Here is an 18515-nt window from a genome sequence, read left to right as displayed (position 1 = left end):
CGAGTATTTGCACCAAGGTGATGCAGCGGATCAGGGTTTGCGGCGGGCCTGAAGTTGTTTGCGAAAGGTCTCGGCATCGCCGTAATCGGCGAAATCGGGATAATGATCATGCGTTTCGGCCAAACGGCGGGCGTGTTTGATCGGGCACCAGTGCCGTTCGGTGCGCGCGGCCACTTCGCGCGCCAAGCCGATCAGCCCGTTGACATAGCCGCAATAGACACAGTTCAGTTTCTGCAACCCGTTCAGATAGGCCAGATGGTGCCGGTCAATGGCGATGTAATCGCGGCGGCGGACCTTTTCGATGCCGTAAACCGGGAAACAGACCGCCTGATACAGCGCAACGCACAGATCAAGCAGGGCGAAAGGCACGATCAGCGCATAGATCAGCGGTGCGGTCAGCACCACCATCGGGCGGGTGCGCGCCAGAAAGCTGCCAAGGCTTTCGCGCGCCTCGCGATGGGCGCGGCGGATATCGGCATCGAAAATGACACGGCGGCGGTCGATCCGATAGCGGAATCTGTCGCGCCTTTGCTCGATCTCGTCCTGCAGGGCGGCCCGCATCTGTTGGAGGCGGGCCAGCAATATCTGCATCTGGTTGTCCATGGCATCATCCCGTCAGCGCGCAACGAAACAAGTCTAACCCGTTTGCCGGAATGCCGCCATGGCCGGGATCAGTCGATCGACACCAGTTCGATGGCGAAGGTCAGATCCTTGCCAGCCAGCGGGTGATTGGCATCCAGGACCACTTCGGCCTCATCGACGCTGACAACCGTGACGGGCACGGCCTGGCCTTCGGGGGTGCGCATCTGCAATTGCAGACCGGGTTCCAGCGGAATATCGGCCGGAATCTGCTGGCGCGGGATGGCCTGCCTGGCATCGGGATTATGGTCGCCATAGGCATCGGCGCAGGCGATTTCCACGGTCTTCTTGTCGCCTTCGGACATTCCGGGCAATGCGCTGTCCAGCCCTGGAATGATCTGGCCCGAGCCGACCGTGAATTCAAGCGGCTCGCGCCCGGCCGAGCTGTCAAAGGTGGTGCCATCGGCCAAAGTGCCGGTATAGTGAATGCGGACGGTATCGCCCTGCTTGACCTGGGTCATCGTATCTCTCTTCTTGCGGGATGAATTTTGCAAGGCCGGGCGGCTTGGCGCGGGTGCTTGCGACGTGCCCCAAGTTTAGGGAGATGCGCCCGAGTGTAAACCCCCCTGCCCCGGTAAACCCGGCGCGCGGAAATTGCGATGCGGCGGGATGATGCTTTTGTCGGGACGCACGCGCCGCTATAACCGGATCGAGGGATATCAACCGCGCAGGCGAGGCAGAGCATGCAGTATTTCACCACAGGCGACGGGCTGCGGCTGGCCTTTGATGAAACGGGCGCCGGGGTGCCGATGCTCTGTCTGGCCGGCTTGACGCGGAACATGGGGGATTTCGAGCCGGTGGTGGAACGGTTCGCGCCACGCGCGCGGATCATCCGGCTGGATACGCGCGGGCGCGGCGCATCGGATCACGACCCGGATTTCCACAATTACAACGTCTTGCGCGAAGGCCATGACGCATTGGAATTGCTGGATCATCTGGGGCTGAAGCGGGCCACGATTCTGGGCACGTCGCGTGGCGGGATGATCGCGCTGGTGCTGGCGGCGGGCCATGCCGACCGGGTGGCGGGGATTTGCCTGAACGATATCGGTCCGGTCGTCGACCCCCAGGGGCTGGCCCATATCATGGGCTATCTTGGCGAACGCCCCGGCTATGCCAGTTATGACGATGCGGCGCACCACCTGATGCAGGCCATGCAGGCGCGCTTTCCGGGCGTGGGGCATGACCAATGGCGCGCATATGCCCGGCGGTTGTGGATCGAGACACCGGAGGGGCTGGATTTGCGATATGATCCGGCGCTGCGACGCGCGGTGCTGGAACAGTCGGCCGCCGGAGCGATGCCGGACCTGTGGCCGTTGTTCGAGGCGACAAGGGCGATACCTATGGCGCTGATCCGGGGGGCGAATTCGGATATCCTGTCGCGGGAAACCGCCGCCGAAATGTGTGCCCGCCATCCAGACATGATCTATGCCGAAGTTCCCGACCGCGGCCATGTGCCGTTTCTGGACGAACCTGAAAGCATCGGGCTGATCGGCCGTTTTCTTGACCGGCTGGAGACCTAGCCCCACATGCCTTTCCTGGAAATCGGCAATGCCCCGGCGGGCAATGCAAGGCTTTACTATCGCGATGATGGCCCCAGGGACGGCTCGCCGCTGGTGTTTTTGAATGCCCTTGGCGCGGATCTGCGAATTTGGGACGGTGTTGCGGGTCATATGCCGGGTCTGCGTCTGATCCGTTATGATATGCGGGGACAAGGTCAATCGGCCTGCCCTGCCCCGCCTTATACGATGGGCGCCTTGATTCGCGATCTGGAACGGTTGCTGGACCATCTGAAACTGCGCGACTGTGTATTGGTCGGGCTGGCGCTGGGTGGTCTTGTGGCGCAGGGGCTGGCGGTCAAGCGGCTGGATCTGGTGCGCGGGCTGGTGCTGTCAAACACCGCCGCCAAGATCGGCACCGCCCAGGGCTGGCATGACCGGATCGACAGGGTGCGCGCCGCAGGGATCGAAACGATTGCGGATGAGATCATGGCCCGCTGGTACACCCCCGCCTTTCGGAAGGGGCACGATCTGCAGAAATGGCGCGATATGCTGACCGATCAGCCCCTCGATGGCTATATCGGCGGCATGTCGGCCATGGCGGGGACGGATTTCTATACAACAACCGCCACGCTGACGCTGCCGACGCTGGTCATCGCCGCGAATGGGGATATCGCCACCCCACCCGATCTGGTGCGTGAAACCGCCGGTTTGATCCGCGGATCGCGGTTTCACCTGTTGCGCGGTGCCGGGCACCTGCCTTGTGTCGAAATTCCCCAGACCTTTGCCGAGGTTCTGAACGGCTTTTTGTCATCCATAGGTCACGTGTGACGCATAAGTTGCCCGAAAACTGTTCACACGGCGTGTATTCCGCCGGATATCCGGGAAAAATTGCCGCAGTTGCACAGTATTCAGACGAATTCCTTTGACGAGGGGGGTGTGATCCCTAACCTTGAACCAAGTTCAGCGGAGACGGCCATGGCCTTAACACCCAAGCGCGATGCATTGCGCGCCAAACTTCTGGACGTTGCCGAGGCACAGATTGCTGAAGGCGGGATCGTCGCGCTGCGGGCGCGCGATCTGGCGACACAGGCCGGTTGCGCCCTGGGTGCTATCTATACTGTTTATGGCGATCTGGGCGATCTGGCGCTGGCGGTCAACCGCCGCACCCTGACACAGATGACCCAGCAGATGGCCGTATCGGTGGACGGGCTTGAAAAAGAGGCCCCGACCGACATCCTGATCACGCTGTCGCAGGCCTATCTGTCATATGCCGATGACCAGCGCCAGCGCTGGCGCACGCTGTTCTCGATCGGGATCAGCCCGTCGGATGACGAACCGGGGTTCTTCGATGCCGTGGCCCCGCTGATCGCACTGTATGAACAGCCCCTGGCGCGGCTGATGCCGGCCAATACATCGCGCACCATCGCCCGCAATGCACGCACGCTGTTTGCCGCGGTGCATGGTCTTGTGTCGCTGGGGCTGGAAACCCGCATCAATGTTGTCAATCGCGGCGATCTGGAGCGGATGATTTCGCGCACCATCGCCACGCTGACCGACCGCGAGGCGCATCTGTAGCGCCTTAGCCGATCATCATCGACCCGGCCAGGCCCAGCGCGAATCCGGCAACCGCCCCCAATGGCGGCGCCCAGTGCCGTTCAAGAACCGCCTGCGGGGCGATGTCTTCGAAGATCAGATACAGGATGCCGCCGCTGGCAAACATCATGATCCCGCCCAGAATGGCAGGCAGATCGGTCAGCCAGACCATCCCCACCCAGGCCGCCAGCGGACCGAGCGGCACCATCACAACAAACAGCAGTATTCCGCGCGGGTTTCGCCCCGGTGTCGCGGCGTTCAGTTCGCGATAGGCGTTGAACCCTTCGGGCAGGTTCTGCAGCGCGATCAGGCCCGCCATCAGCAGCGCGGCGGCGCGATCTCCTGCCAATACCGCGCCCAGCGCCATGGCCTCGGGGATGTAATCCAGCGCCATGGCCGTGAACTGGGCCGCGCGCCCTCCATGCCGGGCCAGCCAGCGGTCCAGCGCGAAAAAAACCAGACCGCCAGCGATGAACAGGGCCAGCGCCGGCCAGCCGGGCAATCGCGCCATGCCTTCCGGGACCAGAACCAGCGCGATCGCCGAAAACAAAGCGCCGCCGCCAAAGGCGACGACGCTGTGTCGGAATTCCTGCTCCAGCCAATCCGGCCTGATGCGCTCGACCATCGCCAGCAGCGCGCCCAAAGGAATGGCGGCACCCGCCAGCACCGCCAAAAGCAACGCCGTGGCGAGTCCCTGGTCCATGGCGGATTATACCACCCGTTCGACCATCATTTTCTTGATCTGCGCAATCGCCTTGGCCGGGTTCAACCCTTTGGGGCAGGTCTGGGCGCAGTTCATGATCGTGTGGCAACGATAGAGCTTGAAGGGATCTTCCAGCGCGTCCAGCCGTTCCGGCGTCGCCTCGTCCCGAGAATCGATGATCCAGCGATAGGCGTGCAGCAACGCGGCCGGGCCCAGATAGCGGTCGCCATTCCACCAATAGGACGGGCAGGACGCCGAACAGGACGCGCACATCACGCATTCATACAGGCCATCCAGCTTCTTGCGATCCTCGATCGACTGGCGCCATTCCTTGGCCGGGCGATTGGTCTTGGTTTCCAGCCAGGGCATGATTGACGCGTGCTGGGCATAGAAATGCGTCAGGTCGGGGATCAGATCCTTGACCACCGGCATATGCGGCAGCGGATAGATCTTCACATCGCCCTTGATCTCATCCATGCCATAGATGCAGGCCAGCGTGTTGATCCCGTCGATATTCATCGCGCAAGACCCGCAGATACCTTCGCGGCAGGACCGCCGAAAGGTCAGGGTCGGGTCGATCTCGTTCTTGATCTTGATCAGCGCGTCCAGAACCATCGGGCCGCATTTGTCCATGTCGATGAAATAGGTATCGACGCTGGGGTTTTTGCCGTCATCGGGGTTGAACCGATAGATCTGGAACTTGCGGACATTCGTGGCACCCGCAGGCTTGGGCCAGGTTTTCCCGGTCACGACCTTGGAGTTCTTGGGCAGGGTGAATTGGACCATTTCCGTATCTCCTCAGAACGTCCGCGCCTTGGGCGCGATCTTTTTCGGGTCGATCCCGCCCTCGTCCGGCGTGGTCAGCGGCGTGACCCCGACCGGGCGATGGCTGAGCGTGACCTGATTGCCATCCACCCGCGAAATGGTGTGGACGCGCCAGTTTTCATCGTCGCGGTTCGGGAAATCCTCATGCGCGTGGGCGCCACGGCTTTCCTTGCGCGCCTCGGCGCCCACGATAGTGGCCAGCGCGTTCGGCATCAGGTTGGTCAGTTCCAGCGTTTCCATCAGATCAGAGTTCCAGATCAGCGAGCGGTCGGTGACCTTCAGATCGGAAATCTTGGCGGCGATGGCGGTCATCTTTTCCACGCCTTCGGCCATGGTCTTGGCGGTGCGGAACACGGCGGCGTCCGCCTGCATGGTGCGCTGCATCTCCAACCGCAGATCGGCGGTGGGAATGGCGCCATTGGCGTTGCGCAAAGTGTCGAACCGATCAAGTGCGGCATCAATGCTGGCCTGGTTCAGCACCGGGTTCGGGGCTTCGGGATCAACCACCTTGCCCGCGCGAATGGCGGCGGCACGGCCGAACACCACAAGGTCGATCAGGCTGTTGGACCCCAGGCGGTTGGCCCCGTGCACGGATGCGCAACCGGCCTCGCCCACGGCCATCAGGCCGGGCACGGTGGCCGAGGGATTGCCCGGCGTGGGGTTCACGACCTCACCCCAGTAATTGGTCGGGATACCGCCCATATTGTAATGCACGGTCGGCAGAACCGGGATCGGCTGTTTGGTGACATCGACACCGGCGAAAATCTTGGCGCTTTCGGAAATGCCGGGCAGGCGTTCGGCCAGCGCCTCGGGCGGCAGATGGGCCAGGTTCAGGTGGATGTGGTCGCCATGTTCCCCCACACCGCGCCCTTCGCGAATTTCCAGCGTCATCGAGCGGCTAACATAATCGCGCGGCGCCAGATCCTTGTAGGTCGGCGCATAGCGTTCCATGAACCGCTCGCCCTCGGAATTGGTCAGATAGCCACCCTCGCCCCGCGCGCCTTCGGTGATCAGGCAGCCCGAGCCGTAAATGCCGGTGGGGTGGAATTGCACAAACTCCATATCCTGCAGCGCAAGCCCCGCCCGCGCCACCATGCCGCCGCCATCACCGGTGCAGGTATGGGCAGAGGTCGCGCTGAAATAGGCGCGCCCGTAACCGCCGGTGGCCAGCACGACCATCTTGGCGTTGAAGACATGAATGGTGCCATCGTCCAGCTTCCAGCAGACGACGCCCTGACAGGTGCCATCATCCGACATGATCAGATCAATAGCGAAATATTCGATATAGAATTCGGCGTTATGCTTGAGGCTTTGGCCATAAAGCGTGTGCAGGATTGCATGGCCGGTCCGGTCGGCGGCGGCACAGGTGCGCTGTACCGGCGGGCCTTCGCCAAATTCGGTGGTGTGGCCGCCAAAGGGGCGCTGATAAATCTTGCCCTCTTCGGTGCGCGAAAACGGCACGCCGTAATGTTCCAGCTCATACACGGCCTTTGGCGCCTCGCGCGTCAGATATTCCATCGCATCCGTGTCGCCCAGCCAGTCAGAGCCTTTGACCGTGTCGAACATGTGCCACTGCCAGTTGTCCGGGCCCATGTTGGACAGCGACGCGGCGATGCCGCCCTGTGCGGCAACCGTGTGGCTGCGCGTCGGGAACACCTTGGTCACGCAGGCCGTGCGCAGCCCCTGTTCGGCCATGCCCAGCGTCGCGCGCAGGCCAGATCCACCGGCACCCACCACAACCACGTCATAGTCATGGGTCTCGTATTCATATGCAGCCATTGCGGATGCTCCTTACAGCGCGAGGCGGACAAGGGCGAAGACGCCCGTCGCCATCGCGGCATAGCTGATGCAGGTGGTGACAACGATCAGGATCTGGCGGGTCAGCCCGGCCGAATAATCCTCGATCGCCATCTGCACACCGTTCTTGAAATGCGCAAACCCCACTATCAGGGTCAGGGCGGCAACGATCGCCGGGAACGGACGGTGGTAATAGGCGACGGCCTGTTCATATGTCCCGCCCAGCGTCGGGCCAAAGGTGAACACAAACAGCGGCACCAGGATCAGCAGACCATAGGCACTGACGGTCATGGACCAGTGATGATGCACCCCGGCATGGGCAGACCCCATGCCAACGGCGCGCTTGCGGTCGGTCAGAAATGCCATGACAGCCCCCTCAGATCACGAAAACGGTGAAAACGGTCAGCACGACCGAACCGATGATCACGGTCCAGCCCAGCTTTTGCGCGGTCGGCAGGTCCAGCCCGCGGCCGGTATCCCAGATCAGGTGCCGCACGCCGGCCAGCGTGTGATACCACAGTGCCCAGAGCGAGCCGAGCATGACCAGATCACCGATCCAGCAGGTCATGATGCCGTCAACAAAGGCGAAATAATCGGGTCCGCTTGCCGCCGCCAGCAACCACCAGGTAACCAGAAGCCCGCCCAGCAGCAGCGCGATGCCCGTGATCCGCGTCAGGATGGATGTGATCGAGCCCAACTGCGGGCGATATATCTGCAAATGCGGCGAAAGCGGCCGGTTGCCCCTGTTCACGTCAGCCATGTTGATCCCTTTTTCATGTCTGGGTTTTCGCCATTGTCATACTGCTTTTTGCCGCCGAGTCACGGATGGAATGCAGAATATGGCACGGTTTTTTCAGAGTTTGCGCATATCCACATTGGATGTGATCACAAACTTTATGATAGTGATCACAAATATCGTCACCCATCCGGCGCGGGCCTCGACAGCGCCACAAAAGGGTGCCGATTGCCAATCAGCGGGCCGCTAGATCGGCATCAAAGCCCAGTAATCCAGATCAAGCAGCACCTCGGATCGGTATTTTCCATCCTCGTCGCGCAGGGCAAACGGCGCACCACCCTTGGTCGCAACCAGACGCAGCCGGATCGCGCCGACGCCAGGTGCTGCGGTTTCGGCCTTGTCCAGAACCTGCGACCAGGCGCGCACGGTATCGCCGCTGAAGCATGGATTGGCATGCGCACCACCATTCAAACCGACGACCATCTGCGCATTGGCCAGCCCGTTGAACGACAGCGCCCGCGCCATCGAAATCACATGCCCGCCATAGATCAGCCTCTTGCCATCGTCACGGTTGGTGGCGTCGAAATGCACCTTGGCGGTGTTCTGCCACAGCCGGGTGGCCAGCATATGCTCGGCCTCTTCGATGGTGACGCCATCCACATGGTCGATCTGTTCGCCCACGGCGTAATCGCCCCAGCGATGCGGCTCACCCGCCAAGGTGAAATCGTAATTGGTGAAATCCAGCCCCTTTGGCACCACCAGATCACCGGCGGGTACCACATCGGCCAGATCGGGCACGACCGTTTCCGGCGCCGGGGCATCCAGGTCGCGCTTGCGCACCATGACCCAGCGCACGTAATCCAGCACGACCTCGCCCCGCTGGTTCAGCCCGCGGCTGCGCACATAAACCACGCCCGATTTGCCGTTGGAATTCTGTTTCAGCCCGATCACCTCGGATTCCGAGCGCAGCGTATCTCCCGGCCAGACCGGGGCCAGAAACCGCCCCTGTGCGTAACCCAGATTGGCCACCGCGTTCAGCGAAACATCGGGCACGGTTTTACCGAATACCGTGTGAAAGGCGATCAGATCATCCAGCGGCGCGGCAGACAGGCCACTGGCGCGGGCGAATTCATCGGATGAATACAGCGCATGACGCGCCGGATACAGCGCATGATACAGCGCGCGTTCGCCCCCCGACAGGGTGCGCGGCACCGCATGGGCGATCACCTGCCCGATCTTGTAATCCTCGAAAAAACGTCCTGCGTTGGTCTTCATCAATGCTCGCCCAGTTTGATATCGGGGGTATAGGTGCCATCCACCTCTTTCACGACGGCCTGACCGCAGCGCATCACGCCGTTGGCGGCGTCAAAGGCATAGGTCGGCGCGCCATGCAGGGCCCAGCCCTTGTTCAGCGCGGCGCTCACCTTGTGGCAAAAGGCCGACGTGTCGTCTTCGGTCAGAAAGCGATACAATTTCATCCATATGTCCCCAGAAACGGATTGTGGCCCAGCCAGATATGGACAGCCGCGATCAGGCCATAGATCACCAGCGTGGCCACGGCATTGCGCGCGTCACCCTTCCATGATCCGGGGGCGGGGCGCGCCCAGACGGGTTCGCGCACATTGATCAGCAGCATTGCCGCCACGGCCCAGATGCCCAGACCGCCGAACAGCACGATCGAAGCCAGATCGCCATTCACCAGCAGATGCGCCGTCGCCCAGATCACGACGCCGGTCAGCATCGGGTGGCGGAACTTGTCGGCCAGCACCGTCTTGGCCCCGGCGATGCCGAAGCAATAGATCGACACCAGCATCAGCAGATTGTTCAGATGCCCCATGCCCGGAAGCGGGGCATAGACGGGAACGAATGCCGCCCCCCGATAGCCGATCACCATCAGCACGATGCCGATCACCGACACGATGGCCACCACGGCCTTGAACCTGTCGCCCAGCTTCGCGCGGGTTTGCGGGGCCAGACGTTTGAACATATGGGGCACAACCCACAGGATCAGTCCCAATACGATCCAGATCATCACTTGCCTTCCAGTTCCGCGATCGCGGCCGCCTTGGCCAGCGTTTCCCGCGCGGTCACGATATGCAGATTCTCGACGATTTTTCCATCAACAACCGCCACGCCCTGCCCAGCGGCCTCGGCGGCGTCAAAGGCCTCGATCTGGCGATGGGCCAGCTCGATCTCGGCCTGGGTGGGGGCAAAGGCGGCATTGGCGATGGCCACCTGCGCCGGATGGATCAGGGTTTTGCCGTCAAAGCCCATATCGCGGCCCTGTTCGCATTCAACCCGCAGCCCGTCTTCGTCCTTGAAGGCGTTATAAACCCCGTCCACCGCCGCGATCCCGTTGGCCCGCGCCGCCACCAGACACATCTGCAACGAGGCCAGCAACGGCATCCGGTCGGCCCGTGTGCGGCATTTCAGCTCTTTCACCAGATCGTTGGTGCCCATGATGAAACAGGTCATGCGCGGATGCGCCGCGATTTCGGCGGCGTTCAGAACGCCCTGCGGCGTTTCCATCATCGCCCATAGCGGCACATCGGGGATCAGATCGGCCACCGCCTGCACATCGGCGGCCGACCCGACCTTGGGGATCAGGATCGCATCAATATCGGCGCCGACAAAGGCCGCGACATCTTCGCGCCACCAGTCGGAATCAAGCCCGTTGATCCGCACGACCTTGGCGCGCGGCCCGTATCCGCCCTCTTTCAGCGTGGCGGCCAGCAAGGTGCGTGCATTGGCCTTTTCATCCGGCGTTACAGCATCTTCCAGATCGAAGATGATTGCATCCACGGCCAGCGTCCGCGCCTTGTCCAGCGCCCGGTCTTTCGATCCGGGAATATAAAGAACAGACCGATAGGGGCGGGCAGCGTGATCCATGATTCTTACCTTTCGCAATATTGTTGCGGAAAACATCATATCGGCGCAGCAAAACGCAAGCCCCGATTTGCCGCAATGCAGAAATTGTCGGCTTGGCGCGCAATTAACCTTATTTTCGCATCTTGCCGCGCATCCTGCCTGAACCAAAGCATATTTCGGGGCATTTCATGAAAGAATTTCTGGCCTTTGCACTGTTCTTTGCGGTTCTGATCGCGGGCACAACGCCTGGCCCGATCGACTCTGCGCCGGTGGGACCGGACCTAAGGCCGAGCCGCGCCTATGTCAGTGAATCCCAGATCAGCTTGATCCCGATCGCGGCCAGCGCCACATAGGTCATCGAGAAGAACAGCCGTTCCGACAACAGCCGATGCGCCCGCACGCCCAGCGCCGCCCCCAACAATGCGAACGGGGCCAGATACAGATCGGCCCTTGCCGTCTGTGCCGAAAAGAATCCCAGCCAGGCATATGGGATGAATTTCAATACATTGATCGCCCAGAAGGTGATGACGGTGGTTGCCTGATAGCGGGTCTTGTCCAGCCCGGAGGCCAGAAGATAGACCGCCGCCGGTGGCGATCCGGCATGGGCGACAAAGCTGGTAAAGCCCGACAGCGCCCCGGCGACCACCCCGGCCCCATCCGAAAAGGGCCGCGCCCGTGGGCGGAACAGCCGCAATTGCTGGGCCAGTTTCCAGGCCACGAACAGCACCGCCATCACCCCGATCAGAAAGCGGAACACGTCGGGATTGGTGATCCGATACAACATCGCGCCGATCACCACACCGGGCACCGCGCCCAGGATCAACAGCCGCGCCGCGCGCCAATCCCATTGGCCGCGAAAGAAGAAAACCGTCGCCAGATCCATCAGCATCAGCAAGGGCAGCATGACGCCCAGCGCCACCGATGGCGGCAACACCAGTGCCAGCAAGGGCGTGGCCGCAAACCCGGCGCCCGAGGCGAACCCGCCCTTGGACAATCCCACGATCATCACCGCCGGAATCGCCACGGCAAAGAATCCTGCATTCAGATCAAGCATCGTGCCCTGCCCCAACTGCCCGTTTTGCAGTCCTACGACAGCGTACGCGGCAAAGAAAGTGCGGGATTTTTCAGCAATGCCCGCCGCACCCTTGCGCAGAGGCCGACGAAAGACTAGGCATTCGCCCAAATTCAACAGACAGGGATCACTTTTCATGTCCAGACCCAAGATTGCGCTTATCGGTGCGGGTCAGATCGGCGGCACGCTCGCTCATCTGGCTGCGATCAAAGAACTTGGTGACGTCATTCTGTTCGACATCTCGGAAGGCACGCCGCAGGGCAAGGCGCTGGATATCGCCGAATCGGGCCCGTCCGAGGGTTTTGACGCCGTCATGAAAGGCACCAATGATTACGCCGATATCGCGGGCGCTGATGTCTGCATCGTCACCGCTGGCGTGCCGCGCAAACCGGGGATGAGCCGGGACGACCTGCTGGGCATCAACCTGAAGGTCATGAAATCGGTCGGCGAAGGCATTGCCAAACATGCACCCAATGCCTTTGTGATCTGCATCACCAACCCGCTGGATGCGATGGTCTGGGCGCTGCGCGAATTTTCGGGCCTGCCCCATGCCAAAGTCGTCGGCATGGCCGGGGTGCTGGATTCGGCGCGTTTCCGTCACTTCCTGTCGGTCGAATTCGGCGTGTCGATGCGCGATGTCACCGCCTTTGTTCTGGGCGGGCATGGCGATACGATGGTGCCGCTGGCGCGCTATTCCACCGTTGCCGGCATTCCGCTGCCCGATCTGGTGCAGATGGGCTGGACGACGCAGGAAAAGCTGGACGCGATCATCCAGCGGACCCGTGATGGCGGCGCAGAAATCGTCGGCCTGCTGAAAACCGGGTCGGCCTTCTATGCCCCCGCCACCAGCGCGATCGAGATGGCAGAGGCCTATCTGAAAGACCAAAAGCGCCTGCTGCCCTGCGCGGCCTATTGCGACGGCGAATTTGGCCTGAACGGCATGTATGTCGGCGTGCCCACCATCATCGGTGCCGGCGGGATCGAGAAGATCGTCGATATCAAGCTGAACAAGGACGAACAGGTGATGTTCGACAAATCCGTTGACGCCGTTAAGGGCCTGGTCAGCGCCTGCAAGGGAATCGACAGCTCGCTGGCATAAGCCCGCGCTGCATGATTTTTGTGGGGGGCTGCGCTGCGGCCCCCCATTTTTTTGGTGCCCACACGCCCCCCCGGTGGCGAAAGTATGGCCCCCAAGGCGGAACCCCGCCGAACCGGGGCAATTTGTGATCACGGCAATTAATCATGTGATCACAAATCCACAAATCTGCATCAAATTCATCTGATCTGCATGAAAAACCGTTTATCCGGCCAGAAAAACAAGGCATGACACGCGCAACTTTCATCAGCACGGGACAGTTTCATGAACATTCATGAATATCAGGCAAAAGCACTTCTGCGCAGCTATGGCGCGCCGGTTTCCGACGGGCGCGTCGTCCTGAAGGCGGATGAGGCCAAAACCGCCGCGGGCGGGCTGGATGGCCCGCTGTGGGTAGTCAAGGCGCAGATCCACGCAGGCGGTCGCGGCAAGGGCAAGTTCAAGGAAGCCGATGCCGGCGAAAAAGGCGGTGTGCGCCTGGCCAAATCGGTGGAAGAAGCCGAAGCGATGGCCAAGCAGATGCTGGGCCGCACGCTGGTGACACATCAGACCGGCCCGGCGGGCAAGCAGGTCAACCGCATCTATATCGAAGACGGTTCGGATATCGAGCGTGAGCTGTATCTGGCGCTTCTGGTCGATCGCCAGACCAGCCGCATCTCTTTCGTCTGCTCGACCGAAGGCGGGATGGATATCGAAGAGGTCGCCGCATCGACCCCCGAAAAGATCCTGTCGTTCAGCGTCGATCCCGCCACGGGCTATCAACCGTTCCATGGCCGCCGCGTTGCCTTTTCGCTGGGCCTGGATGGCAAGCAGATGAAGCAATGCGTCGATCTGATGGGCAAGCTCTATCAGGCCTTTGTCGAAAAAGACATGGAGATGCTGGAGATCAACCCGCTGATCGTGATGGAAAACGGCGATCTGAAGGTGCTGGATGCCAAGGTCAGTTTTGACGGCAACGCGATGTATCGCCATGCCGACATCGCCGCCCTGCGCGACGAGACCGAGGAAGATTCCAAGGAACTGGCCGCCAGCAAGTTCGACCTGAACTATATCGCGCTGGACGGCGAGATAGGCTGTATGGTCAATGGCGCCGGTCTGGCAATGGCGACGATGGATATCATCAAGCTTTACGGCGCGGAACCGGCCAACTTTCTGGATGTCGGCGGCGGCGCCACCAAGGAAAAGGTGACCGAGGCGTTCAAGATCATCACCTCTGATCCCAACGTCAAAGGCATTCTGGTCAACATCTTTGGCGGCATCATGCGCTGCGACGTCATCGCCGAAGGCGTGATCGCCGCCGTTCAGGCCGTGGGTCTGAAGGTTCCGCTGGTCGTGCGTCTGGAAGGCACGAATGTGGAACTGGGCAAGAAGATCATCAACGAAAGCGGCCTGGACGTGATCGCGGCGGACAACCTGTCCGATGCGGCACAAAAGATCGTCAAGGCGGTGAAGGGGTAACCCTTCGCAGCCACCGACCGAAAGTCATGCCTCAATGACCCAAACCCGGACCAAGCAGCCCGCAGATACCCCCCCGCCCCCCGCGGGCGGGGCGCGGGCGCTTGTTCATATCGGGCTGAACAAGACAGGCTCGACGTCTATTCAGGCATGGTTGGCAAGGAACCGCGACAAGCTGCGCGATCACGGGGTGGTCCATGACACGCTCGACGATGTGCCTGCCCCGTTTCTGGCGCATATCGAAGGTTTTCCCGCGATCGCGCTGACCCGGTTGAACATCCGGGTTTCGGCCACCGCCGTGCGCCGTGCGGCGGGCATCGACACGATGCAGGACCAGAAAAAGCGGGTTGCCGATTTCACCACGCGCGCCGAAGCCTCGATCGCGGCGGCGGGAAACGCGCTTTATGTCATATCGTCCGAATGTATCGCGGCGTGGCTGGCGCAGCCGGCACGGATCAGGGCACTGGACAGCTGGCTGCACGAGCGTTTCACGCAGGTCGATTATGTGCTGTATCTGCGCGACCAGACCGAATGGCTGCCCAGCGCCTATACGCAGATGATAAAGATGGGCGGCTCGACCCGGCTGGATGACTTCATCGAACTGCGCGGCGAATACGATTATAACCAGCTGGTAAAGCGCTGGGTCAATATCGTGGGTCCCAAAGGGCTGAATGTGCGCTTGCTGGAGCGTGACTTTCTGACGAATGGCGACCTGATTTCGGATTTTGCGGCACTGATCGGGGTCGATGCCGCCGACTTTGACAATCCCGGCCGCATGAATGAAGGCCTGTCCGGGCGCGCGGTTTTCGCGCTGCGCCGCGCGCATGCGCTGTACAAGGCACTGGGACAAGACAATAACGAAGCCCTCAATGCCAGAACCCGCAGTCTGATCCTGCGCCTGCTAAACGATCCGGCGGGCAAGTTGCGGCTGTCGGCCAGTCAGGCGGCCCGGGTTTCCCAGATAAATGCCGATTCAAATGAACGGCTGCGCGCGCGCCTGTTCGGCGACCGCCCCAGCCTGTTTTCCGGCACCCCAAAGGTGCCGCAGTCGGGCACCAGGCCCACGAACAATTCACCGATATCCCTGTCCATCACTTAAATGAAAGACTGACATGGCCGTACTTGTAGACGAAAACACCAAAGTCATCTGCCAGGGCATCACTGGCAGCCAAGGCACATTCCATACGGAACAGGCGATTGCCTATGGCACGAAAATGGTCGGCGGTGTGACGCCGGGCAAAGGGGGCACGACCCATCTGGACCTGCCCGTATTCAATTCCGTGCACGAGGCCGTGGCCGTTACCGGCGCCAATGCCAGCGTGATCTATGTGCCGCCCCCCTTTGCGGCAGATTCGATCATGGAGGCGATCGACGCGGAAATTCCGCTGATCGTGTGCATCACCGAAGGTATCCCGGTGCTGGACATGATGAAGGTCAAGCGCGCGCTGCTGAACAGCAAATCGCGGCTGATCGGGCCGAACTGCCCCGGTGTCATCACGCCGGGCGCCTGCAAGATCGGCATCATGCCGGGCCATATCCACAAGCGCGGATCGGTCGGTGTGGTGTCGCGTTCGGGCACGCTGACCTATGAGGCCGTGAAACAGACCACCGATATGGGGCTGGGCCAGTCCAGCGCCGTGGGAATCGGCGGCGACCCGATCAAGGGCACCGAACATATCGACGTGCTGGAAATGTTCCTGGCCGATCCCGAAACCCAGTCGATCATCATGATCGGGGAAATCGGTGGCTCGGCCGAGGAAGAGGCCGCACAGTTCCTGGCCGATGAAAAGAGACGCGGCCGCTGGAAGCCCACCGCCGGGTTCATCGCCGGGCGCACCGCCCCCAAAGGCCGCCGCATGGGCCATGCCGGCGCTATCGTCGCCGGTGGCAAGGGCGATGCGGAATCTAAGATCGAAGCGATGAAAGCCGCCGGTATCATCGTTGCCGACAGCCCCGCCGGGCTGGGCGAGGCCGTGAAAAAGGCGATCGGCTGACAAGTCACCGCCACGCCCCTGCCCGGGACGTGGCCCCCCTTTTTATTCAGGTGCATCATGACGGATCAAAGCGCAAACGACGTCTTCCACGCCTCTTCCTTCCTTCAGGGACATAACGCTGAATATGTCGAACAGCTTTATGCCCGCTATGCCGATGATCCGGCAGCGGTGGATGAGGCATGGCAACAGTTCTTTCGCGCGCTTGGCGATGCCGAAATGGATGTCAAGCAAGAGGCCAAGGGCCCAAGCTGGGCCCGCGCCGACTGGCCGCCCCTGCCCAATGATGAGCTGACCGCCGCGCTGGATGGGCAATGGGCGCAGCCCGCAAAGGCCGCCGACAAGATCCGCGCCAAGGCATCTGAAACCGGCGTGACCGTCACCGACGATCAGGTCAAGCGTGCCGTTCTGGACAGTATCCGCGCGCTGATGATCATTCGGGCCTATCGCATCCGCGGCCATCTGGCCGCTGATCTGGACCCGCTGGGCCTGCATGAACAGCCCGCGCACCCGGAACTGGATCCGAAATCCTATGGCTTTGCCGAATCCGACATGGACCGGCCGATCTTCATCGACAATGTGCTGGGGCTGCAGGTCGCCTCGATGCGTCAGATCCTGGACATCGTGAAACGCACCTATTGCGGCACCTTCGCCCTGCAATACATGCATATTTCCGATCCCGAAGCCGCCGCATGGCTGAAAGAGCGGATCGAAGGTTACGGCAAGGAAATCAGTTTCACCCGTGAAGGGCGCCGCGCCATCCTGAACAAGCTGGTCGAGGCCGAGGGCTTTGAAAAGTTCCTGCATGTCAAATACATGGGCACCAAGCGCTTTGGTCTGGATGGCGGCGAAAGCCTGATCCCTGCGATGGAACAGATCATCAAGCGCGGCGGCGCGCTGGGGGCCAAGGAGATTGTGATCGGCATGCCGCATCGCGGTCGGCTGTCGGTTCTGGCCAATGTGATGAGCAAGCCCTATCGCGCCATCTTCCACGAATTCCAGGGCGGCAGCTTCAAGCCTGAAGATGTCGATGGCTCGGGCGATGTGAAATACCATCTGGGCGCCTCGTCAGACCGTTCGTTCGGTGGGAACGAGGTGCACCTGTCGCTGACCGCCAATCCCAGCCATCTGGAGGCCGTGAACCCCGTCGTTCTGGGCAAGGTGCGCGCCAAGCAGTTTCAGCGCCATGATCCGAAACGTGAAACCGTGATACCGATCCTGCTGCATGGCGACGCGGCTTTTGCCGGCCAGGGCGTGGTGGCCGAATGTTTCGGCTTGTCGGGGCTGACCGGGCATCGCACCGGCGGCACGATCCATATCATCGTGAACAACCAGATCGGGTTCACCACGGCACCGCATTTCAGCCGCTCGTCGCCCTATCCGACCGATATCGCGCTGATGGTCGAGGCGCCGATCTTCCATGTGAACGGCGACGACCCCGAGGCCGTGGTGCACGCCGCCAAGGTCGCAACCGAGTTCCGCCAGAAATTCCACAAGGATGTTGTGATCGACATCTTCTGTTATCGCCGCTTTGGCCATAACGAAGGCGACGAGCCGATGTTCACCAACCCGCTGATGTACAAGAACATCAAGCAGCACAAGACGACGCTGCAACTTTATACCGAGCGGCTGGTCAAGGATGGCCTGATCCCCGAAGGCGAGATCGAGGACATGAAGGCCGCATTCCAGGCCCATCTGAACGAGGAATTCGAGGCCGGCAAGAATTACAAGCCCAACAAGGCCGACTGGTTGGACGGGCGCTGGTCGCACCTGAACCGCGAGGGCGAGGAATATCAGCGCGGCGAAACCGCGATCACCCCCGAAACCCTGCAGGAAGTGGGCGCAGCCCTGACGCGCGCGCCCGATGGTTTTGCGCTACACAAGACGGTAGAGCGGCTGCTGGACAACAAGAAGCAGATGCTGGAAACCGGCAAGGGTTTCGACTGGGCCACCGCCGAGGCGCTGGCCTTTGGCAGCCTGCTGACCGAAGGCTATCCGGTGCGCCTGGCCGGTCAGGACAGCACGCGCGGCACCTTCAGCCACCGCCATTCCGCCTTCATCGACCAGTCGACCGAGGAACGCTACTATCCCCTCAACAATATCCGCCAGGGCCAGGCGCGATACGAGGTGATCGATTCGATGCTCTCGGAATATGCGGTGCTGGGGTTCGAATACGGTTACAGCCTCGCCGAACCCAACGCGCTGGTGATGTGGGAAGCGCAGTTCGGCGATTTCGCCAAC

The 18515-nt window shown here is 61.5% G+C and carries 20 protein-coding genes; 8 read left to right on the top strand and 12 right to left on the bottom strand.

Annotated features, from left to right (window positions below; translation table 11 throughout):
• Positions 1-30: 30 nt before the first annotated feature.
• On the bottom strand, positions 31-603 hold the full coding sequence (locus tag ACTCHC_RS05830) for a hypothetical protein (protein WP_463021537.1): 573 nt from the start codon (positions 601-603) through the stop codon (positions 31-33).
• 68 nt (positions 604-671) lie between these two features.
• Positions 672-1100: an FKBP-type peptidyl-prolyl cis-trans isomerase gene (locus ACTCHC_RS05825; RefSeq protein WP_463021536.1), complete on the bottom strand. Its 429-nt coding sequence runs from the start codon at positions 1098-1100 to the stop codon at positions 672-674.
• Between the two features lie 222 nt (positions 1101-1322).
• On the opposite strand from ACTCHC_RS05825, the gene ACTCHC_RS05820 reads away from it, so the two are divergent.
• The 3 genes from ACTCHC_RS05820 to ACTCHC_RS05810 all read left to right on the top strand — a co-directional run bounded on the left by ACTCHC_RS05820 (position 1323) and on the right by ACTCHC_RS05810 (position 3713).
• Positions 1323-2159, top strand: coding sequence for an alpha/beta fold hydrolase (locus ACTCHC_RS05820; RefSeq protein WP_463021535.1), 837 nt, complete (start codon positions 1323-1325; stop codon positions 2157-2159).
• Between the two features lie 6 nt (positions 2160-2165).
• Positions 2166-2966 carry a 3-oxoadipate enol-lactonase gene (gene pcaD / locus ACTCHC_RS05815; RefSeq protein WP_463021534.1) on the top strand — a complete coding sequence of 267 codons (801 nt, stop codon included), beginning with the start codon at positions 2166-2168 and terminating at the stop codon, positions 2964-2966.
• A gap of 147 nt (positions 2967-3113) precedes the next feature.
• Positions 3114-3713: a TetR/AcrR family transcriptional regulator gene (locus ACTCHC_RS05810; protein ID WP_463021533.1), complete on the top strand. Its 600-nt coding sequence runs from the start codon at positions 3114-3116 to the stop codon at positions 3711-3713.
• Positions 3714-3717: 4 nt separating this feature from the next.
• On the opposite strand, the gene ACTCHC_RS05805 is transcribed toward ACTCHC_RS05810, so the two are convergent.
• The 10 genes from ACTCHC_RS05805 to ACTCHC_RS05760 form a co-directional block, all read right to left on the bottom strand.
• On the bottom strand, positions 3718-4434 hold the full coding sequence (locus ACTCHC_RS05805) for a ZIP family metal transporter (RefSeq protein WP_463021532.1): 717 nt from the start codon (positions 4432-4434) through the stop codon (positions 3718-3720).
• A gap of 6 nt (positions 4435-4440) precedes the next feature.
• Entirely contained in the window at positions 4441-5220 is a 780-nt protein-coding gene (locus ACTCHC_RS05800; RefSeq protein ID WP_463021531.1) for a succinate dehydrogenase iron-sulfur subunit, read from the bottom strand.
• A gap of 12 nt (positions 5221-5232) precedes the next feature.
• Positions 5233-7038 carry a succinate dehydrogenase flavoprotein subunit gene (gene sdhA / locus ACTCHC_RS05795; RefSeq protein WP_463021530.1) on the bottom strand — a complete coding sequence of 602 codons (1806 nt, stop codon included), beginning with the start codon at positions 7036-7038 and terminating at the stop codon, positions 5233-5235.
• 12 nt (positions 7039-7050) lie between these two features.
• Positions 7051-7422 carry a succinate dehydrogenase, hydrophobic membrane anchor protein gene (gene sdhD, locus ACTCHC_RS05790; RefSeq protein WP_463021529.1) on the bottom strand — a complete coding sequence of 124 codons (372 nt, stop codon included), beginning with the start codon at positions 7420-7422 and terminating at the stop codon, positions 7051-7053.
• 10 nt (positions 7423-7432) lie between these two features.
• On the bottom strand, positions 7433-7816 hold the full coding sequence (sdhC, locus tag ACTCHC_RS05785; RefSeq protein ID WP_463021528.1) for a succinate dehydrogenase, cytochrome b556 subunit: 384 nt from the start codon (positions 7814-7816) through the stop codon (positions 7433-7435).
• Positions 7817-8038: 222 nt separating this feature from the next.
• Complete coding sequence (locus tag ACTCHC_RS05780) at positions 8039-9070, bottom strand: MaoC family dehydratase (protein ID WP_463021527.1); 1032 nt, start codon at positions 9068-9070, stop codon at positions 8039-8041.
• A complete protein-coding gene (locus ACTCHC_RS05775) occupies positions 9067-9270 on the bottom strand; it encodes a DUF1737 domain-containing protein (protein WP_463021526.1) in 204 nt (67 codons plus the stop codon). The genes ACTCHC_RS05780 and ACTCHC_RS05775 overlap by 4 nt, the downstream gene beginning before the upstream one ends.
• On the bottom strand, positions 9267-9824 hold the full coding sequence (locus tag ACTCHC_RS05770) for an NnrU family protein (RefSeq protein WP_463021525.1): 558 nt from the start codon (positions 9822-9824) through the stop codon (positions 9267-9269). Before ACTCHC_RS05770 ends, ACTCHC_RS05775 begins: the two co-directional genes overlap by 4 nt.
• The gene (locus tag ACTCHC_RS05765; RefSeq protein WP_463021524.1) at positions 9824-10681 is read right to left on the bottom strand and encodes an HpcH/HpaI aldolase/citrate lyase family protein; all 858 of its coding nucleotides are present in this window, start codon (positions 10679-10681) and stop codon (positions 9824-9826) included. Before ACTCHC_RS05765 ends, ACTCHC_RS05770 begins: the two co-directional genes overlap by 1 nt.
• A 277-nt stretch (positions 10682-10958) precedes the next feature.
• A complete protein-coding gene (locus tag ACTCHC_RS05760) occupies positions 10959-11714 on the bottom strand; it encodes a sulfite exporter TauE/SafE family protein (RefSeq protein WP_463021523.1) in 756 nt (251 codons plus the stop codon).
• Between the two features lie 154 nt (positions 11715-11868).
• Here ACTCHC_RS05760 and mdh point away from each other — a divergent pair, with 154 nt between their 5' ends.
• The 5 genes from mdh to ACTCHC_RS05735 all read left to right on the top strand — a co-directional run.
• Positions 11869-12831 carry a malate dehydrogenase gene (gene mdh, locus ACTCHC_RS05755; protein WP_463021522.1) on the top strand — a complete coding sequence of 321 codons (963 nt, stop codon included), beginning with the start codon at positions 11869-11871 and terminating at the stop codon, positions 12829-12831.
• A 261-nt stretch (positions 12832-13092) separates the two neighbouring features.
• Positions 13093-14286, top strand: coding sequence for an ADP-forming succinate--CoA ligase subunit beta (gene sucC, locus ACTCHC_RS05750; RefSeq protein WP_463021521.1), 1194 nt, complete (start codon positions 13093-13095; stop codon positions 14284-14286).
• A 34-nt stretch (positions 14287-14320) separates the two neighbouring features.
• Positions 14321-15382: a hypothetical protein gene (locus tag ACTCHC_RS05745; RefSeq protein WP_463021520.1), complete on the top strand. Its 1062-nt coding sequence runs from the start codon at positions 14321-14323 to the stop codon at positions 15380-15382.
• A gap of 13 nt (positions 15383-15395) precedes the next feature.
• Positions 15396-16277, top strand: coding sequence for a succinate--CoA ligase subunit alpha (gene sucD, locus ACTCHC_RS05740; RefSeq protein WP_463021519.1), 882 nt, complete (start codon positions 15396-15398; stop codon positions 16275-16277).
• Positions 16278-16334: 57 nt separating this feature from the next.
• Positions 16335-18515: 2-oxoglutarate dehydrogenase E1 component (locus ACTCHC_RS05735; protein WP_463021518.1), on the top strand; the 2181-nt coding region annotated here is incomplete at its 3' end.

This window comes from Actibacterium sp., assembly GCF_055134745.1.
Note: the sequence above shows the minus strand (reverse complement) of the source record. Positions and strands in the feature narration are given on the sequence as shown.

What these genes read in the sequence shown, in the direction of transcription:
- ACTCHC_RS05805 (WP_463021532.1), bottom strand. Translation starts at nt 4,434, where the DNA reads ATGGACCAGGGACTCGCCACGGCGTTGCTTTTGGCGGTGCTGGCGGGT.
- ACTCHC_RS05810 (WP_463021533.1), top strand. Translation starts at nt 3,114, where the DNA reads ATGGCCTTAACACCCAAGCGCGATGCATTGCGCGCCAAACTTCTGGAC.
- mdh (WP_463021522.1), top strand. Translation starts at nt 11,869, where the DNA reads ATGTCCAGACCCAAGATTGCGCTTATCGGTGCGGGTCAGATCGGCGGC.
- ACTCHC_RS05800 (WP_463021531.1), bottom strand. Translation starts at nt 5,220, where the DNA reads ATGGTCCAATTCACCCTGCCCAAGAACTCCAAGGTCGTGACCGGGAAA.
- sdhA (WP_463021530.1), bottom strand. Translation starts at nt 7,038, where the DNA reads ATGGCTGCATATGAATACGAGACCCATGACTATGACGTGGTTGTGGTG.
- sucC (WP_463021521.1), top strand. Translation starts at nt 13,093, where the DNA reads ATGAACATTCATGAATATCAGGCAAAAGCACTTCTGCGCAGCTATGGC.
- ACTCHC_RS05745 (WP_463021520.1), top strand. Translation starts at nt 14,321, where the DNA reads ATGACCCAAACCCGGACCAAGCAGCCCGCAGATACCCCCCCGCCCCCC.
- ACTCHC_RS05820 (WP_463021535.1), top strand. Translation starts at nt 1,323, where the DNA reads ATGCAGTATTTCACCACAGGCGACGGGCTGCGGCTGGCCTTTGATGAA.
- sucD (WP_463021519.1), top strand. Translation starts at nt 15,396, where the DNA reads ATGGCCGTACTTGTAGACGAAAACACCAAAGTCATCTGCCAGGGCATC.
- ACTCHC_RS05830 (WP_463021537.1), bottom strand. Translation starts at nt 603, where the DNA reads ATGGACAACCAGATGCAGATATTGCTGGCCCGCCTCCAACAGATGCGG.
- ACTCHC_RS05765 (WP_463021524.1), bottom strand. Translation starts at nt 10,681, where the DNA reads ATGGATCACGCTGCCCGCCCCTATCGGTCTGTTCTTTATATTCCCGGA.
- ACTCHC_RS05770 (WP_463021525.1), bottom strand. Translation starts at nt 9,824, where the DNA reads ATGATCTGGATCGTATTGGGACTGATCCTGTGGGTTGTGCCCCATATG.
- sdhC (WP_463021528.1), bottom strand. Translation starts at nt 7,816, where the DNA reads ATGGCTGACGTGAACAGGGGCAACCGGCCGCTTTCGCCGCATTTGCAG.
- ACTCHC_RS05760 (WP_463021523.1), bottom strand. Translation starts at nt 11,714, where the DNA reads ATGCTTGATCTGAATGCAGGATTCTTTGCCGTGGCGATTCCGGCGGTG.
- ACTCHC_RS05775 (WP_463021526.1), bottom strand. Translation starts at nt 9,270, where the DNA reads ATGAAATTGTATCGCTTTCTGACCGAAGACGACACGTCGGCCTTTTGC.
- pcaD (WP_463021534.1), top strand. Translation starts at nt 2,166, where the DNA reads ATGCCTTTCCTGGAAATCGGCAATGCCCCGGCGGGCAATGCAAGGCTT.
- sdhD (WP_463021529.1), bottom strand. Translation starts at nt 7,422, where the DNA reads ATGGCATTTCTGACCGACCGCAAGCGCGCCGTTGGCATGGGGTCTGCC.
- ACTCHC_RS05825 (WP_463021536.1), bottom strand. Translation starts at nt 1,100, where the DNA reads ATGACCCAGGTCAAGCAGGGCGATACCGTCCGCATTCACTATACCGGC.